At 70.8% G+C, this 13,999-nt stretch carries 14 protein-coding genes; 5 read left to right on the top strand and 9 right to left on the bottom strand.

Going from position 1 to position 13,999, the window contains the following annotated elements:
* Positions 1-135 precede the first annotated feature (135 nt).
* On the bottom strand, positions 136-1,566 hold the full coding sequence (locus ACLZN2_RS37175; RefSeq protein WP_416983991.1) for a hypothetical protein: 1,431 nt from the start codon (positions 1,564-1,566) through the stop codon (positions 136-138).
* A gap of 259 nt (positions 1,567-1,825) precedes the next feature.
* On the opposite strand from ACLZN2_RS37175, the gene ACLZN2_RS37180 reads away from it, so the two are divergent.
* Positions 1,826-3,652 (top strand): endonuclease/exonuclease/phosphatase family protein, encoded by a 1,827-nt coding sequence (locus tag ACLZN2_RS37180; protein ID WP_416983992.1) that lies wholly within the window; start codon positions 1,826-1,828, stop codon positions 3,650-3,652.
* A gap of 21 nt (positions 3,653-3,673) precedes the next feature.
* Here ACLZN2_RS37180 and ACLZN2_RS37185 read toward each other — a convergent pair whose 3' ends face one another.
* Positions 3,674-4,414 (bottom strand): SRPBCC family protein, encoded by a 741-nt coding sequence (locus ACLZN2_RS37185; protein ID WP_416983993.1) that lies wholly within the window; start codon positions 4,412-4,414, stop codon positions 3,674-3,676.
* A gap of 20 nt (positions 4,415-4,434) precedes the next feature.
* Positions 4,435-5,070 (bottom strand): ArsR/SmtB family transcription factor, encoded by a 636-nt coding sequence (locus ACLZN2_RS37190; protein WP_416983994.1) that lies wholly within the window; start codon positions 5,068-5,070, stop codon positions 4,435-4,437.
* 164 nt (positions 5,071-5,234) lie between these two features.
* On the opposite strand from ACLZN2_RS37190, the gene dapA reads away from it, so the two are divergent.
* On the top strand, positions 5,235-6,134 hold the full coding sequence (dapA, locus tag ACLZN2_RS37195; protein ID WP_416983995.1) for a 4-hydroxy-tetrahydrodipicolinate synthase: 900 nt from the start codon (positions 5,235-5,237) through the stop codon (positions 6,132-6,134).
* Between the two features lie 24 nt (positions 6,135-6,158).
* On the opposite strand, the gene ACLZN2_RS37200 is transcribed toward dapA, so the two are convergent.
* Together ACLZN2_RS37200 and ACLZN2_RS37205 are read right to left on the bottom strand one after the other, a co-directional pair.
* Entirely contained in the window at positions 6,159-7,367 is a 1,209-nt protein-coding gene (locus tag ACLZN2_RS37200) for a WD40 repeat domain-containing protein (RefSeq protein ID WP_416983997.1), read from the bottom strand.
* On the bottom strand, positions 7,364-7,921 hold the full coding sequence (locus tag ACLZN2_RS37205) for a SigE family RNA polymerase sigma factor (RefSeq protein ID WP_416983999.1): 558 nt from the start codon (positions 7,919-7,921) through the stop codon (positions 7,364-7,366). The genes ACLZN2_RS37200 and ACLZN2_RS37205 overlap by 4 nt, the downstream gene beginning before the upstream one ends.
* A gap of 141 nt (positions 7,922-8,062) precedes the next feature.
* Here ACLZN2_RS37205 and ACLZN2_RS37210 point away from each other — a divergent pair, with 141 nt between their 5' ends.
* Entirely contained in the window at positions 8,063-8,689 is a 627-nt protein-coding gene (locus ACLZN2_RS37210) for a hypothetical protein (protein ID WP_416984000.1), read from the top strand.
* Here the strand turns inward: ACLZN2_RS37210 and dapD are convergent.
* Positions 8,613-9,602 (bottom strand): 2,3,4,5-tetrahydropyridine-2,6-dicarboxylate N-succinyltransferase, encoded by a 990-nt coding sequence (gene dapD / locus ACLZN2_RS37215; protein ID WP_416984001.1) that lies wholly within the window; start codon positions 9,600-9,602, stop codon positions 8,613-8,615. The genes ACLZN2_RS37210 and dapD overlap by 77 nt on opposite strands.
* A gap of 33 nt (positions 9,603-9,635) precedes the next feature.
* Entirely contained in the window at positions 9,636-10,979 is a 1,344-nt protein-coding gene (locus ACLZN2_RS37220) for an MFS transporter (RefSeq protein WP_416984002.1), read from the bottom strand.
* A gap of 160 nt (positions 10,980-11,139) precedes the next feature.
* Between ACLZN2_RS37220 and ACLZN2_RS37225 the strand changes: the two genes are divergently transcribed.
* The gene (locus tag ACLZN2_RS37225; protein WP_416984003.1) at positions 11,140-12,045 is read left to right on the top strand and encodes a winged helix-turn-helix transcriptional regulator; all 906 of its coding nucleotides are present in this window, start codon (positions 11,140-11,142) and stop codon (positions 12,043-12,045) included.
* Here the strand turns inward: ACLZN2_RS37225 and ACLZN2_RS37230 are convergent.
* Positions 11,993-12,571, bottom strand: coding sequence for a TetR/AcrR family transcriptional regulator (locus ACLZN2_RS37230; RefSeq protein WP_416984004.1), 579 nt, complete (start codon positions 12,569-12,571; stop codon positions 11,993-11,995). The two genes, ACLZN2_RS37225 and ACLZN2_RS37230, sit on opposite strands and share 53 nt — an antisense overlap.
* Positions 12,571-12,891, bottom strand: a complete 321-nt coding sequence (locus tag ACLZN2_RS37235) for a DMT family transporter (protein WP_416984005.1) — start codon at positions 12,889-12,891, stop codon at positions 12,571-12,573. Before ACLZN2_RS37235 ends, ACLZN2_RS37230 begins: the two co-directional genes overlap by 1 nt.
* Before the next feature lie 199 nt (positions 12,892-13,090).
* Here ACLZN2_RS37235 and ACLZN2_RS37240 point away from each other — a divergent pair, with 199 nt between their 5' ends.
* On the top strand, positions 13,091-13,969 hold the full coding sequence (locus ACLZN2_RS37240; RefSeq protein ID WP_416984006.1) for an AbfB domain-containing protein: 879 nt from the start codon (positions 13,091-13,093) through the stop codon (positions 13,967-13,969).
* Positions 13,970-13,999: the final 30 nt, after the last annotated feature.

Here is a 13,999-nt window from a genome sequence, read left to right on the forward strand (position 1 = left end):
GACACCGTCCCGCCCATGTCTGAACGGGAGTTGAACGGCGGGCGGCGGACGGGGACCCGCTTCCATGAATCCGCACGGATCCCAGCCACGCAAGCCGGAAGAGACATCTCCGGCCGCTGAAACATGGTCGGGCGGTCAGCCGCTCTGCTGGGATCTCGCCTTGAAGGCCGCCTTGCGGGCCTCCTTCGCGATGCGCTTGTCGGGGTGGAGGCGGCCCATCGCCTCCAGGACGTCGGGGGTCGCGGGGTGTTCGACGCGCCAGGCGGCCGCGAAGAAGCCGCTGTGCTGGGCGGCCAGTCCCTCGACGAGGGCCTGGAGTTCGGCGGAGTTGCCCTCGGCGGCGAGCTGCGCGGCGACGGTGTCGATGGTGAGCCAGAAGACGAGGTCCTCGGAGGGGGCGGGTACGTCGCTCGCGCCGAGCTCGGTCAGCCACACCCGGGCGAGTCCGCCGAGCTCGGGGTCGTCGAGGACCTCGCGTACGGCGGGTTCGGCCCGGGCGCCGACGAGTGAGAGTGCCTCCTGGCAGCGGAGCCTGCGCAGCGGGGCGCCGGGGTCCGTGCCGCGGGCGGCGGCGAGCAGCTCCCGTGCGGCGTCGAGGGGTTCGCGGCGGGTCAGCCACTGTTCGGTCTCGGCGCGGGCGGCGCGCGGGCCGTACCCGGCGCTCCCGTCGAGGAGGACGTCGGCGCCCTTGTCGGAGAGTTCACCGACGGCCGGCGCCGCGAAGCCGGACTCCAGCAGGCGCGCGCGCAACCCGTAGAGCCCGAGCGGGGTGAGGCGGACCATGCCGTAGCGGGAGACGTCGGTCTCGTCGACGGGGGTCCCGGCGCCCTCCTCGTCCGCTTCGGTCATCAGCGCCTCGTCCACCGGCTGGTACGTGACCAGGCCGATCGGCTCCAGGAGCCGGAACTGGTCGTCGAGGCGCATCATCGCGTCGGAGACCTGTTCCAGGACGTCGTTGGTGGGCTCGCTCATGTCACCGGGGACGATCACGGAGGCCGCGAGGGCGGGCAGCGGGACGGGGCCGTCGCCGGGGCCGTCCTCGCCGGCGGTGAGGAGGTAGAGGTTGCCGAGCACGCCGTCGAGGAAGGCGGCCTCGCCCTCGGGGTCCCAGTCCAGCTGGGAGAGGTCGACCTCACCGATCGCGTCCATGGCGTCCATCAGCTCGTCGAGGTCGGGTACGGCCGCCTCGGCGATCACCGACTCCAGGGCGCCGAGCCAGACCCCCAGCACCTCGTGCGGGCTGCCGCCGGTGAGCAGTGCGAGGTCCTCGCCGGGGCGGACGGTGCCGGCCTCCTCGTCGACGACCTCCACCAGCCCTGTGTCCATGGCGGCCCGCCAGGCCTCGCTCGCGTCGGCTGCCGCGTCGTCGCCGGTCAGCCCGAGCAGTTCGGCGGCGGCCGGCAGCTGTTCCTCCACCAGCCGGCCCCCGGCGTCGACGCGGGTGTCGGGGCCGGCCCAGCGGGCGAGCCGGGCGGCCCGGGAGAGCAACGGCGTGGACAGCGCTTCGCGCGCCAGCTCCGCTTCGGGGTGCAGCCGTACGGGCGGCAGGGGGGAGCTGTCTGACATCGGCTGGGTCTCCTAGGGCGTCGTACCACTCAGGCGTTCAGCCTAGAGGGATTTCCACCCATCCCGTCCGGTTCATCTCCCCGCCGGGAGCCATACATGGCTCAATCCTTGACAACTGGCCTGATCACACAGGAGATTGACGCGCGTAGAAGTCGGGGGAACGACTGTTCACTCATTTCTGCGCGCATTTCTACGCGCGTCATACGCGCTCACGCTCCATCTCGTCCCGGCGCCCACGCATGTCCCCGGAGGGATCACGTTGCCGAGCAAGAAGTCCGCGCGCGTCGCCGCGCTCACCGTCGCCGCCGTCTGTTCCGCGGCGTCCACCATCGCCCTCACCTCGCCCGCGCACGCGGACACGGTGGCGATCCATGACATCCAGGGCACGACCCGGATCTCGCCGTACGCCGGCCAGACGGTCAGCGGTGTGACCGGAATCGTCACCGGTGTGCGCACCTACGGCTCCTCCAGAGGTTTCTGGATCCAGGATCCGAACCCGGACGCGGATCCGGCCACCAGCGAGGGCGTCTTCGTCTTCACCAGCTCCACCCCGAAGGTCGCGGTCGGCGACTCGGTCACCGTGAACGGCACGGTCTCCGAGTACGTCCCCGGCGGCACGGCGTCGGGGAACCAGTCGATCACCGAGATCACCAAGCCGACGGTGACCGTCGTCTCCAGCGGCAACGCGGTCCCGGCCGCGACGGTGATCGACGCGCGGTCGGTCCCTGCCGTGTACGCCCCGACCGGGGACAGCGCCGCGAACAACTCGGTCAACGCGCTCACCCTGGAGCCGAAGAAGTACGCCCTGGACTTCTACGAGTCCCTGGAGGGCACGAACGTCCAGGTCGCCGACGCCCGTGTGGTCACCGCCACCGACCCGTACAGCGAGCTGTGGGTGACGGTGAAGCCGCGGGAGAACGCCAGCCGCCGCGGCGGCACGGTGTACGGCTCCTACACCTCCCAGAACACCGGCCGGCTGCAGATCCAGTCGCTCGGCTCGACGGCCTCCTTCCCCGTCGCGAACGTCGGCGACACGCTCACCGGCACCACCACGGGCCCGCTGGACTACACCCAGTTCGGCGGCTACACCCTGGTCGCGAACACGCTCGGCACGCTGAAGAGCGGCGGCCTGGAGCGGGAGACGACCCAGAAGCAGCGGAAGGGCGAGCTCGCGGTCGCGACGTACAACGTCGAGAACCTCGACCCGTCCGACGCCACCTTCGAGGAGCACGCCTCCGCGATCGTGCACAACCTGCAGTCGCCCGACATCGTGTCCCTGGAGGAGATCCAGGACAACACCGGTGCGAAGGACGACGGGACGACCGCGGCGGACGTCACCGTGACCAAGCTGATCGACGCGATCGCCGCGGCGGGCGGCCCGACGTACGACTGGCGCTCGATCGACCCGGCGAACGACACCGACGGCGGCGAGCCGGGCGGCAACATCCGCCAGGTGTTCCTGTTCAACCCCGAGCGGGTGTCGTTCACCGACCGCGCGGGCGGCGACGCGACCACGGCCGTCGGGGTGGACAAGGTGCGCGGCAAGGCTCGGCTCACCGTGTCCCCGGGCCGGATCGACCCGGCGAACACGGCCTGGAACGCCAGCCGCAAGCCGCTGGTGGGTGAGTTCGTCTTCCGGGGGCAGACCGTCTTCGTGATCGCCAACCACTTCAACTCCAAGGGCGGCGACCAGGCGCTGCACGCGCAGTACCAGCCGGTGGTGCGCAGCTCCGAGGTCCAGCGCCACCAGCAGGCGACGCTGGTCAACGCGTTCGTCAAGGACCTGCTGAAGGCGCAGCGGAACGCGGACGTCATCGCGCTCGGCGACATGAACGACTTCGAGTTCTCCGACACCGCGAAGATCCTCGAGGGTGACGGCGAGCTGTGGTCGGCGATCAAGTCGCTGCCGAAGAGCGAGCGGTACTCGTACGACTACCAGGGCAACCAGCAGGTCCTGGACCAGATACTGGTCAGCCCGTCGGTCCGGCGGTCCTGCGGCTTCGCGTACGACAGTGTGCACATCAATTCGGAGTTCCACGACCAGATCAGCGACCACGACCCGCAGGTGCTGCGCTTCGAGCCGTAATCCCGCCGGAGCCGTGACCCGCTAGCGGGCCTGGCTGTACACCGCGTCCAGCCAGGTCTGCCAGGCGGTCTCGTTCGCCTCGGCGTCGGCGTCCGCCGCGAAGTCGTGGACGCTGATGCCGACGGGGGCGCCCCAGTGGTTGCGCCCGAAGACGCGGATCAGAGCGTCGTCGGTGCGCAGTCCGACGAAGTAGGGGTTGCGGTAGTCGAGCACGGCGTCGAACTCCCGCGGACCGCGCACCGTCACCCGGGCGCCCTCCGCGGCGTCCTCGGCCAGGCCCAGTGCCCGCTCGACCTCGGTGAGCGCGCCGGGGGTGATGGACGCCTCCGGCCCGTTGAGCTGGGCGAACGTGACCGGGCGGGGCGCGAAGTGCACGAGGTACTCGCGCAGGGTGTGCAGATAGAAGTCGGTGTGCCGGCTCGCCCCGTCGTACTGGTTGTCCCAGTCGTCGGTGAGGATCCCGCTGTGCACGTACCGCACCCAGGCACGCCGGCCGCCGTCCCGCTCCTCGATGACGTGCTCGAGCTGGTTCAGGCTCTGGACGGGGCTGCCGACGTCGTCGCTGCGGATGACGAGGTGGTGCGGCGGGTCGTACGCGGTGACGGTGGACCCGAAGGCCGCCGTGCCGCCGACCTTGGGCTCCGGCGCCTCCATCGGCCACAGGTAGGCCCCGGTGCCGTGGGTGATCGCCTCCCACACCTCCTCCGGTGTGGCGTCCACATCGAACTCGCGGACGATCTCGAATTCCTTTTCCTTGGACATCTTCTGCTCCTGAACCGGTCTCACGGGTGGGAAAGTTCGGGGTGTTCCGGGTGTTCGGGGTGTTCTGGGTTCTGCGGCTTGAGCGTGGGATGGACGGCGACGACGATCCGGTGGTCGCGGCCGCCCTCCGCGTCGGGGGCGTCGTACTTGCGGACGAGGGCGCTGACCCCCGCCGTGAGCTCCTCGATGAACGCGGCGCGGTCGGCGGCGGAGGCGAAGCGGACCTCACCGTCCAGGGCGTAGGTCGCCAGCCGTTTGCGGGCCTTCGCGGCGCCGGTGATCAGCGAGCCGACGTCCCGTACGAGACGGGCGCCGAGCGCGAGCAGCCAGCGTGCGGAGAGCTGGTCGCGGAAGCGGTCGGGGTCCGGCTGCACCTCGGCGAGGGCGAGCGGCGAGATGACGTACGAGGCGGCGGTGGCCCGCATCAGCCGCTCGGTGACATTGCCCTTGCGGCGCTCGCCGGCCAGCTCGACCAGGCCGTGCCGCTCCAGGGCCTTCAGGTGGTAGTTCACCTTCTGCCGCGGCAGGCCGACCTTCCCGGCCAGCATCGCCGCCGACGCCGGCCCCGCCGCCAGCTCGGCCAGCAGCCGGGCCCGTATGGGGTCCAGGGAGACGGCGGCGGCCTCGGGGTCCTCGATCACGGTCACATCCAGCATGCGTCCACCGTCTCACCGAAAACTTTTTTTGTCCAGGAGGGATGACTTTTCGGTGGACCGCCGGGCGCGCCCCGCCTGCGCCTGGCAGCAATCAAGTGTTGCTTACGAATATCTCTTAGAAGATTTAAGTGGAGCTTCACGATCGTGCGGCCGAGACTACTGCCATGACGAACTCAGCCGCCCCGAACCGTCCCTTCGGCCGCGCCCTCTGCGCGATGGTCACGCCCTTCACCGAGTCGGGTGCGCTCGACCTCGACGGGGCACAGCGGCTCGCCGACCGGCTGGTGGGGCACGGCTGCGACGGGCTGGTGCTGTCCGGGACGACGGGCGAGTCACCGACCACCACGGACGCCGAGAAGGCGGATCTGGTCGCTGCCGTACGGGAGGCGGTCGGCGACCGGGCCTCCCTCGTCACCGGCGTCGGCACCTTCGACACCCGGCACACGGTCGAACTCGCCCGGTCCGCCGAGAAGGCGGGCGCGGACGGGGTGCTCGTCGTCAGCCCGTACTACAGCAGGCCCCCGCAGGACGCCCTGGAAGCACACTTCCGGGAGGTCGCCGACGCCTCCGGGCTGCCCGTGATGCTGTACGACATCCCCGGCCGCACCGGCACCCGCATCGAGCCGGAGACCCTTCTGCGGCTAGCCGGTCATCCCCGGATCGTCGCCGTCAAGGACTGTTCGTACGACTTCCTCGGCGCCCAGAAGGTCATCGGGCAGACCGGGTTGGCTTACTACGCGGGATGCGACGAGCACAATCTCGCCCTGTACGCGGTGGGCGGGGCCGGGTACGTCAGCACGGTCGCCAACGTCGTACCGGACCGGCTCCGCGCCGTCCTGGACGCGTTCGAGGCGGGCGACACCCCCGTGTCCGCCCGCCTCCAGCAACGCGCCACGCCGCTCATCGAGTTGATGATGGCGACGGGCCTGCCCGGCACCGTCACCGCCAAGGCGCTCCTCAACGCACTCGGCCTGCCCGCGGGCCCGGTCCGTGCCCCGCTGCGCCCGGCGGGCCGCGAGGCGGTCCACGGGCTGCGGGAGGCCTACGAGCGACTGGTCGCGTGACGGTGACACAGGCTCTGGGGACCGTCATCGGTCCGCGAAGACCGGCTGCCAGCGGCCCAGGGTGTTGTCCTTGGCCGAGCGGAAGTCGCTGAGCGGGACCACCTCGTCGCTGTCGAGCGTCACCAGGACCAGTCGCTGGTGGAACTCGTTGCCGTCCTTGCCGATGTCCCAGGCGATCAGCGAGGAGTCGTCGGCCCAGGCGAGCAGCTGCTGACCGTGCGTCTCGGTGATGTTCTCACCCGTCTTCGGGTCCAGGATCCAGGACGACGTCTTGTATTTCTCGCCCGCGAAGTCACCGGCGAGCTTCCTGCCGTCGGGAGAGAGACCGGCGTCGACGTACCACCGCACGTACTTCCCGTCGGCCGGCGGGGCGACCTCGTCACCCTTCCGGTCGTAGTACTGATAGCCCGGCTGCTCGGGCGTACCGGTCCAGACGAGGCTGCCGTCGTGGCTGAAGGCGAAGTCCTGGCGGCTGTTGATGGAGTAGGGGTCCGCCGTGTCGACCTGGCTCCACTCCCCCTTCCCGGACGCCACGTCGAGGACGAAGAAGCCGGTGCGGTGCGAGCTGGTGGCCTGGGTCTCTTCGCCGCCCCCCTTCAGTTTCTTCGGGATGGGACGGAGGTCCGGGTTCTCGCTGTACGTCGTCGCGACGAGTTCCCGTCCGTCGCGGGAGAACGCGAGCCCGCCGACGGCGTGGTCGACCTGGATCCACCGCTTGACCTCGCCGCTGGCCATGTCGAGCAGGCCGATCCGGCTCACGGGCAGGTTCTGCTCCAGGACGGCGGCGGTCTTCAGCCCCGGGGCGACGGCCACCCAGGACCACTTGGTGGTCTTCTCGTACTTCTTCGTCGCCGGGTTCAGCAGCCAGTACGTGCGCGTCGCCACCGCCATGTCCTTCGACTGCGCGACGGAGGTCGTCCCGTAGTACGCGGCCAGCGCCGTCCGCCCGGCGGCGATCAGGTCGCTCGGCGGGGACTGGTCGGGGTGCGCGGCGAGCCGGTTCGGCGGTGTGACGTCCGCGGGGCGTACGTCCCTGGTCCCGCCGGACTCCAGCATCGGCACCGCCACGGTGACGGCCACCACGGCGGCGGCCACGGCCGCCATCGACACGAGCCTGCGGGTACGGCGGCGGCGACGCAGCCCGAGCACACGGTCGGCGAATCCCGGCCCGGCCGGGGCCTGCTCCTCGGCCTGTTCCCGCAGGGAGTCCCGCACGAGTTCGTCGACGTTCACGGACGCACCTCCACGGGCGAGAAGTCACGGGACGGCGGCTGCTCCACGTCCGCGGGGCCCAGGGCGGCGAGTTCCGGCGCGAGCGAACGCAGCCGGGCGAGGGAGCGGTGGGTGGTGGACCGTACGGTGCCGACCGAGCAGCCCAGGATCCGGGCCACGTCGGCCTCCGGGAGGTCCTCGAAGTAGCGCAGCACGAGGACGGTGCGCTGGCGGGCGGTCAGCCGGGACAGCGCAGCGCGCATCACGACCCGCAGTTCGGCGGCGGACGAGGTGTCCGGGTTCGCGCCGGGTTCCGGCGGCTCGGCGACGCTGACCTCCCGGCGGCGCCACTTCAGCCGCCAGCGGCTGATCTGCTGGCGGTAGAGGACCTGCCGTACGTACGCCTCGGGTTCGTCGATGCCGTGCCAGCGGCCAGCGGCCTTGGCGAGGGCGTTCTGGAGCAGGTCCTCACCGGCGTGTCGGTCGCCGCCGCTGAGCAGGACGGCGGTCCTCAGCAGCGCGGACGACCTGCTGTCCACGAAGTCTCGGAAGCTCTCCAGTCCCTCGGCATCCATCGTCACCTTCTCTTCCCCCCGGAAGCGGACCCACTGCCCGACCCCTGTGCCCCTTGTGACGCCTGCGGGCACGCACCGCTATGCCTGCGCTCCGGAAACAATTCCGCCGACTTCGGAGCGGCGCTGCCCTACGGTGACCGCATGAGCCGGCCGCTGTTGTTCCTCGACGTCGACGGACCTCTCAATCCGTACGCCGCCAAGCCCGAGCGGCGCCCCGACGGCTATACGACGATCAGGGCGTCCGTGCGGCCGGGCCGGCCCCTGCGGGTCTGGCTGAACCCGGGACACGGGGCGGCGCTGCAGCGGCTTCCCTACGAACTGGTCTGGGCCACGACCTGGATGGCCGAGGCCAACCGCTGGATCGCCCCCGTGGTGGGACTGCCCGAACTGCCGTACGTCGACTTCGGCCCGGCCCTGCTCACCGATCGGGCCGACGGGATCCACTGGAAGACGGAATCCCTCGTCGCCCACGCGGCGGGCCGCCCCTTCGCCTGGGTCGACGACGAACTCTCCCCCACGGACTCGGCCTACGTCGCCGCCCATCACCCGGGTCCGGCGCTGCTGCATCACGTCAGTCCGCGGGTGGGACTGAAGGACGGGGACTTCGAGGCGTTGTGGGGGTTCGCGAGGGGGCTGGGCGGCGAGAACGCACGAACGCCCTCCCCGGCCGTGGGAGGGCGCTCTGTTGGGGTCAGTTGTGGCTGTGGAGGATGTCGTTCAGGCCGCCCCAGACCGCGTTGTTCGGGCGGGCCTCCACCGTGCCGGTGACCGAGTTGCGGCGGAAGAGGATGTTGGACGCGCCGGAGAGTTCGCGGGCCTTGATGATCTGGCCGTCGGGCATCGTCACGCGGGTACCGGCGGTGACGTAGAGGCCGGCCTCGACCACGCACTCGTCGCCCAGCGCGATGCCCACGCCCGCCTCGGCGCCGATGAGGCAGCGCTCGCCGATGGAGATGATGACGTTGCCGCCGCCGGAGAGCGTGCCCATCGTGGAGGCGCCGCCGCCGATGTCCGAGCCGTCACCGATGATCACGCCGGCCGAGATGCGGCCCTCGACCATCGAGGTCCCGAGGGTGCCGGCGTTGAAGTTGACGAAGCCCTCGTGCATGACCGTGGTGCCCTCGGCGAGGTGCGCGCCGAGGCGGACGCGGTCGGCGTCGGCGATCCGGACGCCCTTGGGGGCGACGTAGTCCGTCATGCGCGGGAACTTGTCGATGGACGTCACCTGGAGGTGCAGGCCCGCGGCGCGGGCGTTCAGGCGGACCTTCTCGACGTCGTCGACGGGGACCGGGCCGAGCGAGGTCCAGGCGACGTTGGCGAGGTGGGCGAAGATGCCGTCCAGGTTCTGGCCGTGGGGGCGGACCAGGCGGTGGGAGAGGAGGTGGAGGCGGAGGTAGACGTCGTGCGCGTCGAGCGGCTTGGCGTCCAGGGAGGCGATGACCGTGCGGACCGCTACGACTTCGACGCCTCGGCGGGGGTCCGGGCCGGTCGCCGCGGTCGCGCCTTCGCCGAGGAGCTCTGCGGCCTGGTCGGCGGAGAGGCGCTCGGTGCCGGAGGGGCCGGGGTCGGTCACGAGTTCGGGGGCCGGGAACCAGGTGTCGAGGATCGTGCCGTCGGCGGCGATGGTGGCGAGGCCGGTGGCCACCGCGCCGGTGGTGCTCGGAGCAGTCGTATCGGTCATAGGAAAAACCTAACCGGACGAAGAGTGCGGAGGCTAACCAGCGGGGCGTTGTCTCAGGTAGCGGGCCAAGGGGGTGGGAAGCGGGGGGTCGGGCTCCTCGTCGTGGCGCCCTCGCGGCTTGCGGGGTGCGGTGGTGAGAGCCTGTGTCATATCCCCGGCCGGATCAGCGCGCGGCGTCTGGTGCGTGCGATCGCAAGGCGCCGGAGCGCCCTCGTGGCGGAGCCACGTGGGCGTTTCGGCAACGCGGCGAGCGTGCGTGCCAGGCGTCGCGCGCCCGGCCGGGGATATGACACAGGCTCTGAGTACCGCGGCTCCGGCCAGCATCGCCAGCGTCGCGCACAGGGGCCACAGGGTGGTCGGGGACGCCTCGTAGAGGGTGCCTCCCAGGGGGGCCGCCAGGACTACGCCGCTGATCGACGCGCCCGCGTAGAGGGACTGGAAGCGGCCCTGGACGTGGGGTGGGGCCTCGTCGGCCATGTAGGCCGTGGCCGTTGTCTTGTAGAGGAGTTCGCCGAGGGTGAGGAGGGTCATCATGGCGGCTGCCGTGGTGACCGTCGCGCCCAGGAGGAGGGTCGCGTAGCCGGCGCCGACCAGGAGGAGGCCCGTTCCGACGATGCGGAGGGGGGCGTGGCGGCGCAGGGCCAGTGCCGCCGGGAGTTCCAGGCAGAGGAGGACCGCTCCGTTGACGGCCAGGAGTGCGCCGTACACGCCCGTGTCCATGTGGTGGTCGGCCAGGTACAGGGGGAAGGTGGAGTACTGCTGGCGGTACACGATGTCGGTGATCAATATGGCGACGAGCAGGGTGAGCACCGCCGGGCGTGCGCGTAGCGCCGGCCAGAGGCCGCCTGCCTGGTGGGGGGTTCGGGTGGTGCGCGGGGTCGCCCCCTGGGGGACCACCCGGGCCGTCCAGGCCGCCAGGGCCAGGCCACTGATGCCTTCGGCCGTGTAGAGGTAGTCGTAGGAGAAGTGGGTGGCCACGAAGGCACCCAGGACCGGGCCGATCGTGAAGCCGCCGTTCGCCGAGGCGCGGACCAGGGCGAAGGCCTGGCGGCGAGCGCCCTCGGGGACGATCACCGCCACCAGGGCGGCGTTGGCCGCTCGTTGTACGCCGGCGGTGTACTGGGCCAGGGGCAGAGCGGCATAGAGGGCCGGGGTGGGGAGGAAGGGGACGGCGGCGAGGAGTGCGCCGGAGGCTGTCGCCGAGGCGAGGAGGACTCTGCGGTGGCCCAGGTGGTCGCCGTACCAGCCGCCGGTGAAGTTGCCCGCCACCAGGCCGGTGCCGCCGAGGCCCACCAGCAGGCCCGCCTCGCCGGGGCTCATCGCGCGGGGGCCGGTCAGGTAGAGGAAGACGAAGACGAAACTGACGCTGACGGTCATGTTGGCGAACGTGCCGGCCGCCAGCAGCCACACCGGTCGCGGTAATTGCCGCAGCCCTCGCACCTGCCCCCCTTGAGTGAGTGCCCTTTGAGTGAGTTTCCTTTGGGAACTCACTGTGTCAGCATGGCAGCCTCGGGTCAACGGAGAAAGGAGCCCTTCCATGGCCCGCAGGACGAGCCTCGAGGACTCCACCTGTGCGATCGCGCAGGCTCTGGACGTCGTGGGCGACTGGTGGACGCTGCTGATCGTGCGGGACGCGGCGCGCGGGGTGCACCGGTTCGATGCGCTGCAGCGTGAACTCGGGCTGTCCCGGAAGGTGTTGACCGAGCGGCTGCGACTGCTGGTCGAGGCCGACGTACTGGTGCGGGTGCCGTATCAGGAGCGGCCTGTGCGGTACGAGTACCGGCTCACCCCGAGGGGGCGTGCACTGCTGCCGGTGCTGGTCGCCCTGCAGGACTGGGGGGACGCGTGGGTGCTCGGGGACGGGGGGACCACGGCCACGGGCGAGGAGGCGTCCGCCGAGGGGCGGCGGGTGCACGCGCTCGTGGGAACCCGGGTGCCGGAGCTTCGGCTTGTCGACGACCGGGGGGACGTGCGGGATCCGGTGGATGAAGGGGTGCCGTACACCGTCCTGTACTGCTTTCCGGGGGCTTTTGCCCATGGGGAGTCCTATCCCCCGCGTTGGGGGGACATTCCGGGGACCGCCGGCTGCACGCTCGAGTCATGTACGTATCGGGACCTGAATGAGGAGTTCCGGGCCGCGGGGAGTGCCGTGCGGGGGGTGTCCACCCAACGGGCCGACGAGCAGCGGGAGTTCTCCGAGAAGGAGGGGCTCGGGTTTCCGTTGCTGTCGGATGCCGACCTCGCGCTGATCGGGGCTCTGCGGCTTCCCACGTTCCGGGCGGCGGGGGTCAGCCGGCTGAAGCGGCTGACGCTGGTGGTGGATCGGGAGCGGGTGGTGCGGAACGTGCAGTATCCGGTGACCGATGTCGTGGGGAGCGTGGAGGCCGCGCTCAGTGCGGTGCGGAGGATGGGGGCGGGGACGGGGACGGGGACGGGGGCATGACTCGGGAGAAGGCCTCGCGGGCGTACCGCTCGTCGTAGGGGGTGTCCGTGAGCAGGACCTGCAGACAGATGCCGTCCATGAGCGCGACCAGCGTGCGGGCCGTCGGGGGGTCGGTGCGGTGGGCCAGGAGGGCTGCCATGCCGTCGGCCCATTCGGCCGCCACCGGGCGCAGGGCGGGTCTGCGCAGAGCCGCCAGGTAGAGCTCGTACTCCAGTTCCACGCCGGTGCGGTCGCCGGCGAGCCATTCGCCGAGCCAGGCGGCCAGTTCGGTGGGCAGGTCGGCCCGGGGGTCCGACAGGGCGCCGCGGGCCGCGATCACCTTGGCGAAGCCCTCGCTGGCCTGGCGCAGGGCGGCGGTCATCAGGTCGTCGAGGGTGGTGAAGTGGTACGTGGTGGAGCCCAGGGGGACATCCGCCTCGGCCGCCACCGAACGGTGGGTGAGGCCGGCCAGGCCCTTGCGGCCGACCACGCGGATCGCCGCGTCGATGATCCGCTGGCGGCGCTCGGGGTCGTAGCGGCGGGCCATCAGTGGGCACCGCCGAGGTTCAGGACCACCACTCCGCCGATGATCAGCAGGATTCCGGCGACCTTGGTGAGAGTGAGGGACTCGCCGAAGAGGGCGAGACCGATGACGGCGATGGTCGCGGTACCGGCCCCGGACCAGATCGCGTACGCCGTACCGATCCCCACGGACTTGAGGGTCTGGGCCAGGAGGACGAAGGACACCAGATACCCGACGGCCGTCAGGAGGGTGGGCCAGAGCCTGCTGAAGCCCTCGCTGTACTTCATGGCGGTCGTCGCGGCGACCTCGGCGGCTATGGCTGCGGAGAGCGTCAGGTATCCCATGTGTACGAGCGTACACAACGAATGGGGTGATATGTACAGCCGTACGTATATGACGGGCGGAGAGCTGCGAAAGCGTTATCGAAAGCGCTCACTCAAACGGCTGAACGTGGGCCACGGCTTCCACTACTGTTTCACCGTTCACATACCGGGCCATCGCAGCCGCGGCCGCCGTCAGCAGCGCCGCTGGAGGAACTAGCGCATGCCAGAAAACAAGTCCCGGCCTCCCCTGGATCAACCGTGGGAGAACGGCTGGGCCCCGGACACCTCCCGGGCTCCCGGAACCCGACGGCTCTGGCTGGCCGGCGGCCTCGCCGTGGCCACCGTCGTCGCCTGCGTGACCGCGATCGCGGTCAACGACCGGGATTCCGAACGCGGTTCGGAAGCGCGTGAGGGGCGGACGCTGTCCGGCGACCCGAGCTCGGAGGGGCTCATCTCGTTCGCCACGCCGTCGACCTCCGCCAGCGAAACCACCTCCTCGACTGCGGGCAGCCAGAAGGGCCCCAACAGCCCCTCCCCGTCCGCCTCTTCCTCGCCCTCGGCCGCCGGGGAGGCCTCCTCGACCGCCTCCGCCGGGACGGACGAGAGCAGTCCCTCGTCGCACACCTCGGGCAAGGCCTCGGCGTCGCCGACCAAGAAGCCGTCCGACCCCACGCCGACCAGCTACGAGCGCTCGGTACGGTCGGTCAACTACCCCGACCGCTACTGGCATGTGAGCAGTGGTCTGGTCAAGCTCGATCCGCTGCGCGGCTCGGAGTCCCGCGAGGACTCCACCTTCACCGTGGTCAAGGGGCTGACGGACAGCTCCTGTTACTCCTTCAAGACGGACGACGGCAGGTACCTGCGGCACCGCAACTTCGTCCTGCGCGCCGACAGCAACGACGGCTCCTACCTGTTCAAGCAGGACGCCACCTTCTGCTCCCGCAGCTCCTCCTACTCCGGCGCCGTCATGCTGGAGTCGGTGAACTACCCGGGCCGCTATCTGCGCCACAAGGACTTCCAGATCCGCCTCGACCGGTACCAGGACAGCAGTCTGTACCGCGCCGACTCGGCGTTCCGGTTCGTGGCCGGGGTGAGCTGAGCCGAGCCGAACGCATGCGGACGGAAGCGG

Origin of the sequence: Streptomyces sp. T028 (genome assembly GCF_048159505.1) — a bacterium.
Classification (GTDB): domain Bacteria; phylum Actinomycetota; class Actinomycetes; order Streptomycetales; family Streptomycetaceae; genus Streptomyces.

Bases quoted from the DNA above. Each gene is read 5' to 3' on its own strand.
- ACLZN2_RS37175 (WP_416983991.1), bottom strand. From the start codon at position 1,566: ATGTCAGACAGCTCCCCCCTGCCGCCCGTACGGCTGCACCCCGAAGCG.
- ACLZN2_RS37185 (WP_416983993.1), bottom strand. From the start codon at position 4,414: ATGTCCAAGGAAAAGGAATTCGAGATCGTCCGCGAGTTCGATGTGGAC.
- ACLZN2_RS37190 (WP_416983994.1), bottom strand. From the start codon at position 5,070: ATGCTGGATGTGACCGTGATCGAGGACCCCGAGGCCGCCGCCGTCTCC.
- dapA (WP_416983995.1), top strand. From the start codon at position 5,235: ATGACGAACTCAGCCGCCCCGAACCGTCCCTTCGGCCGCGCCCTCTGC.
- ACLZN2_RS37205 (WP_416983999.1), bottom strand. From the start codon at position 7,921: ATGGATGCCGAGGGACTGGAGAGCTTCCGAGACTTCGTGGACAGCAGG.
- ACLZN2_RS37210 (WP_416984000.1), top strand. From the start codon at position 8,063: ATGAGCCGGCCGCTGTTGTTCCTCGACGTCGACGGACCTCTCAATCCG.
- dapD (WP_416984001.1), bottom strand. From the start codon at position 9,602: ATGACCGATACGACTGCTCCGAGCACCACCGGCGCGGTGGCCACCGGC.
- ACLZN2_RS37220 (WP_416984002.1), bottom strand. From the start codon at position 10,979: ATGACCGTCAGCGTCAGTTTCGTCTTCGTCTTCCTCTACCTGACCGGC.
- ACLZN2_RS37225 (WP_416984003.1), top strand. From the start codon at position 11,140: ATGGCCCGCAGGACGAGCCTCGAGGACTCCACCTGTGCGATCGCGCAG.
- ACLZN2_RS37230 (WP_416984004.1), bottom strand. From the start codon at position 12,571: ATGGCCCGCCGCTACGACCCCGAGCGCCGCCAGCGGATCATCGACGCG.
- ACLZN2_RS37235 (WP_416984005.1), bottom strand. From the start codon at position 12,891: ATGGGATACCTGACGCTCTCCGCAGCCATAGCCGCCGAGGTCGCCGCG.
- ACLZN2_RS37240 (WP_416984006.1), top strand. From the start codon at position 13,091: ATGCCAGAAAACAAGTCCCGGCCTCCCCTGGATCAACCGTGGGAGAAC.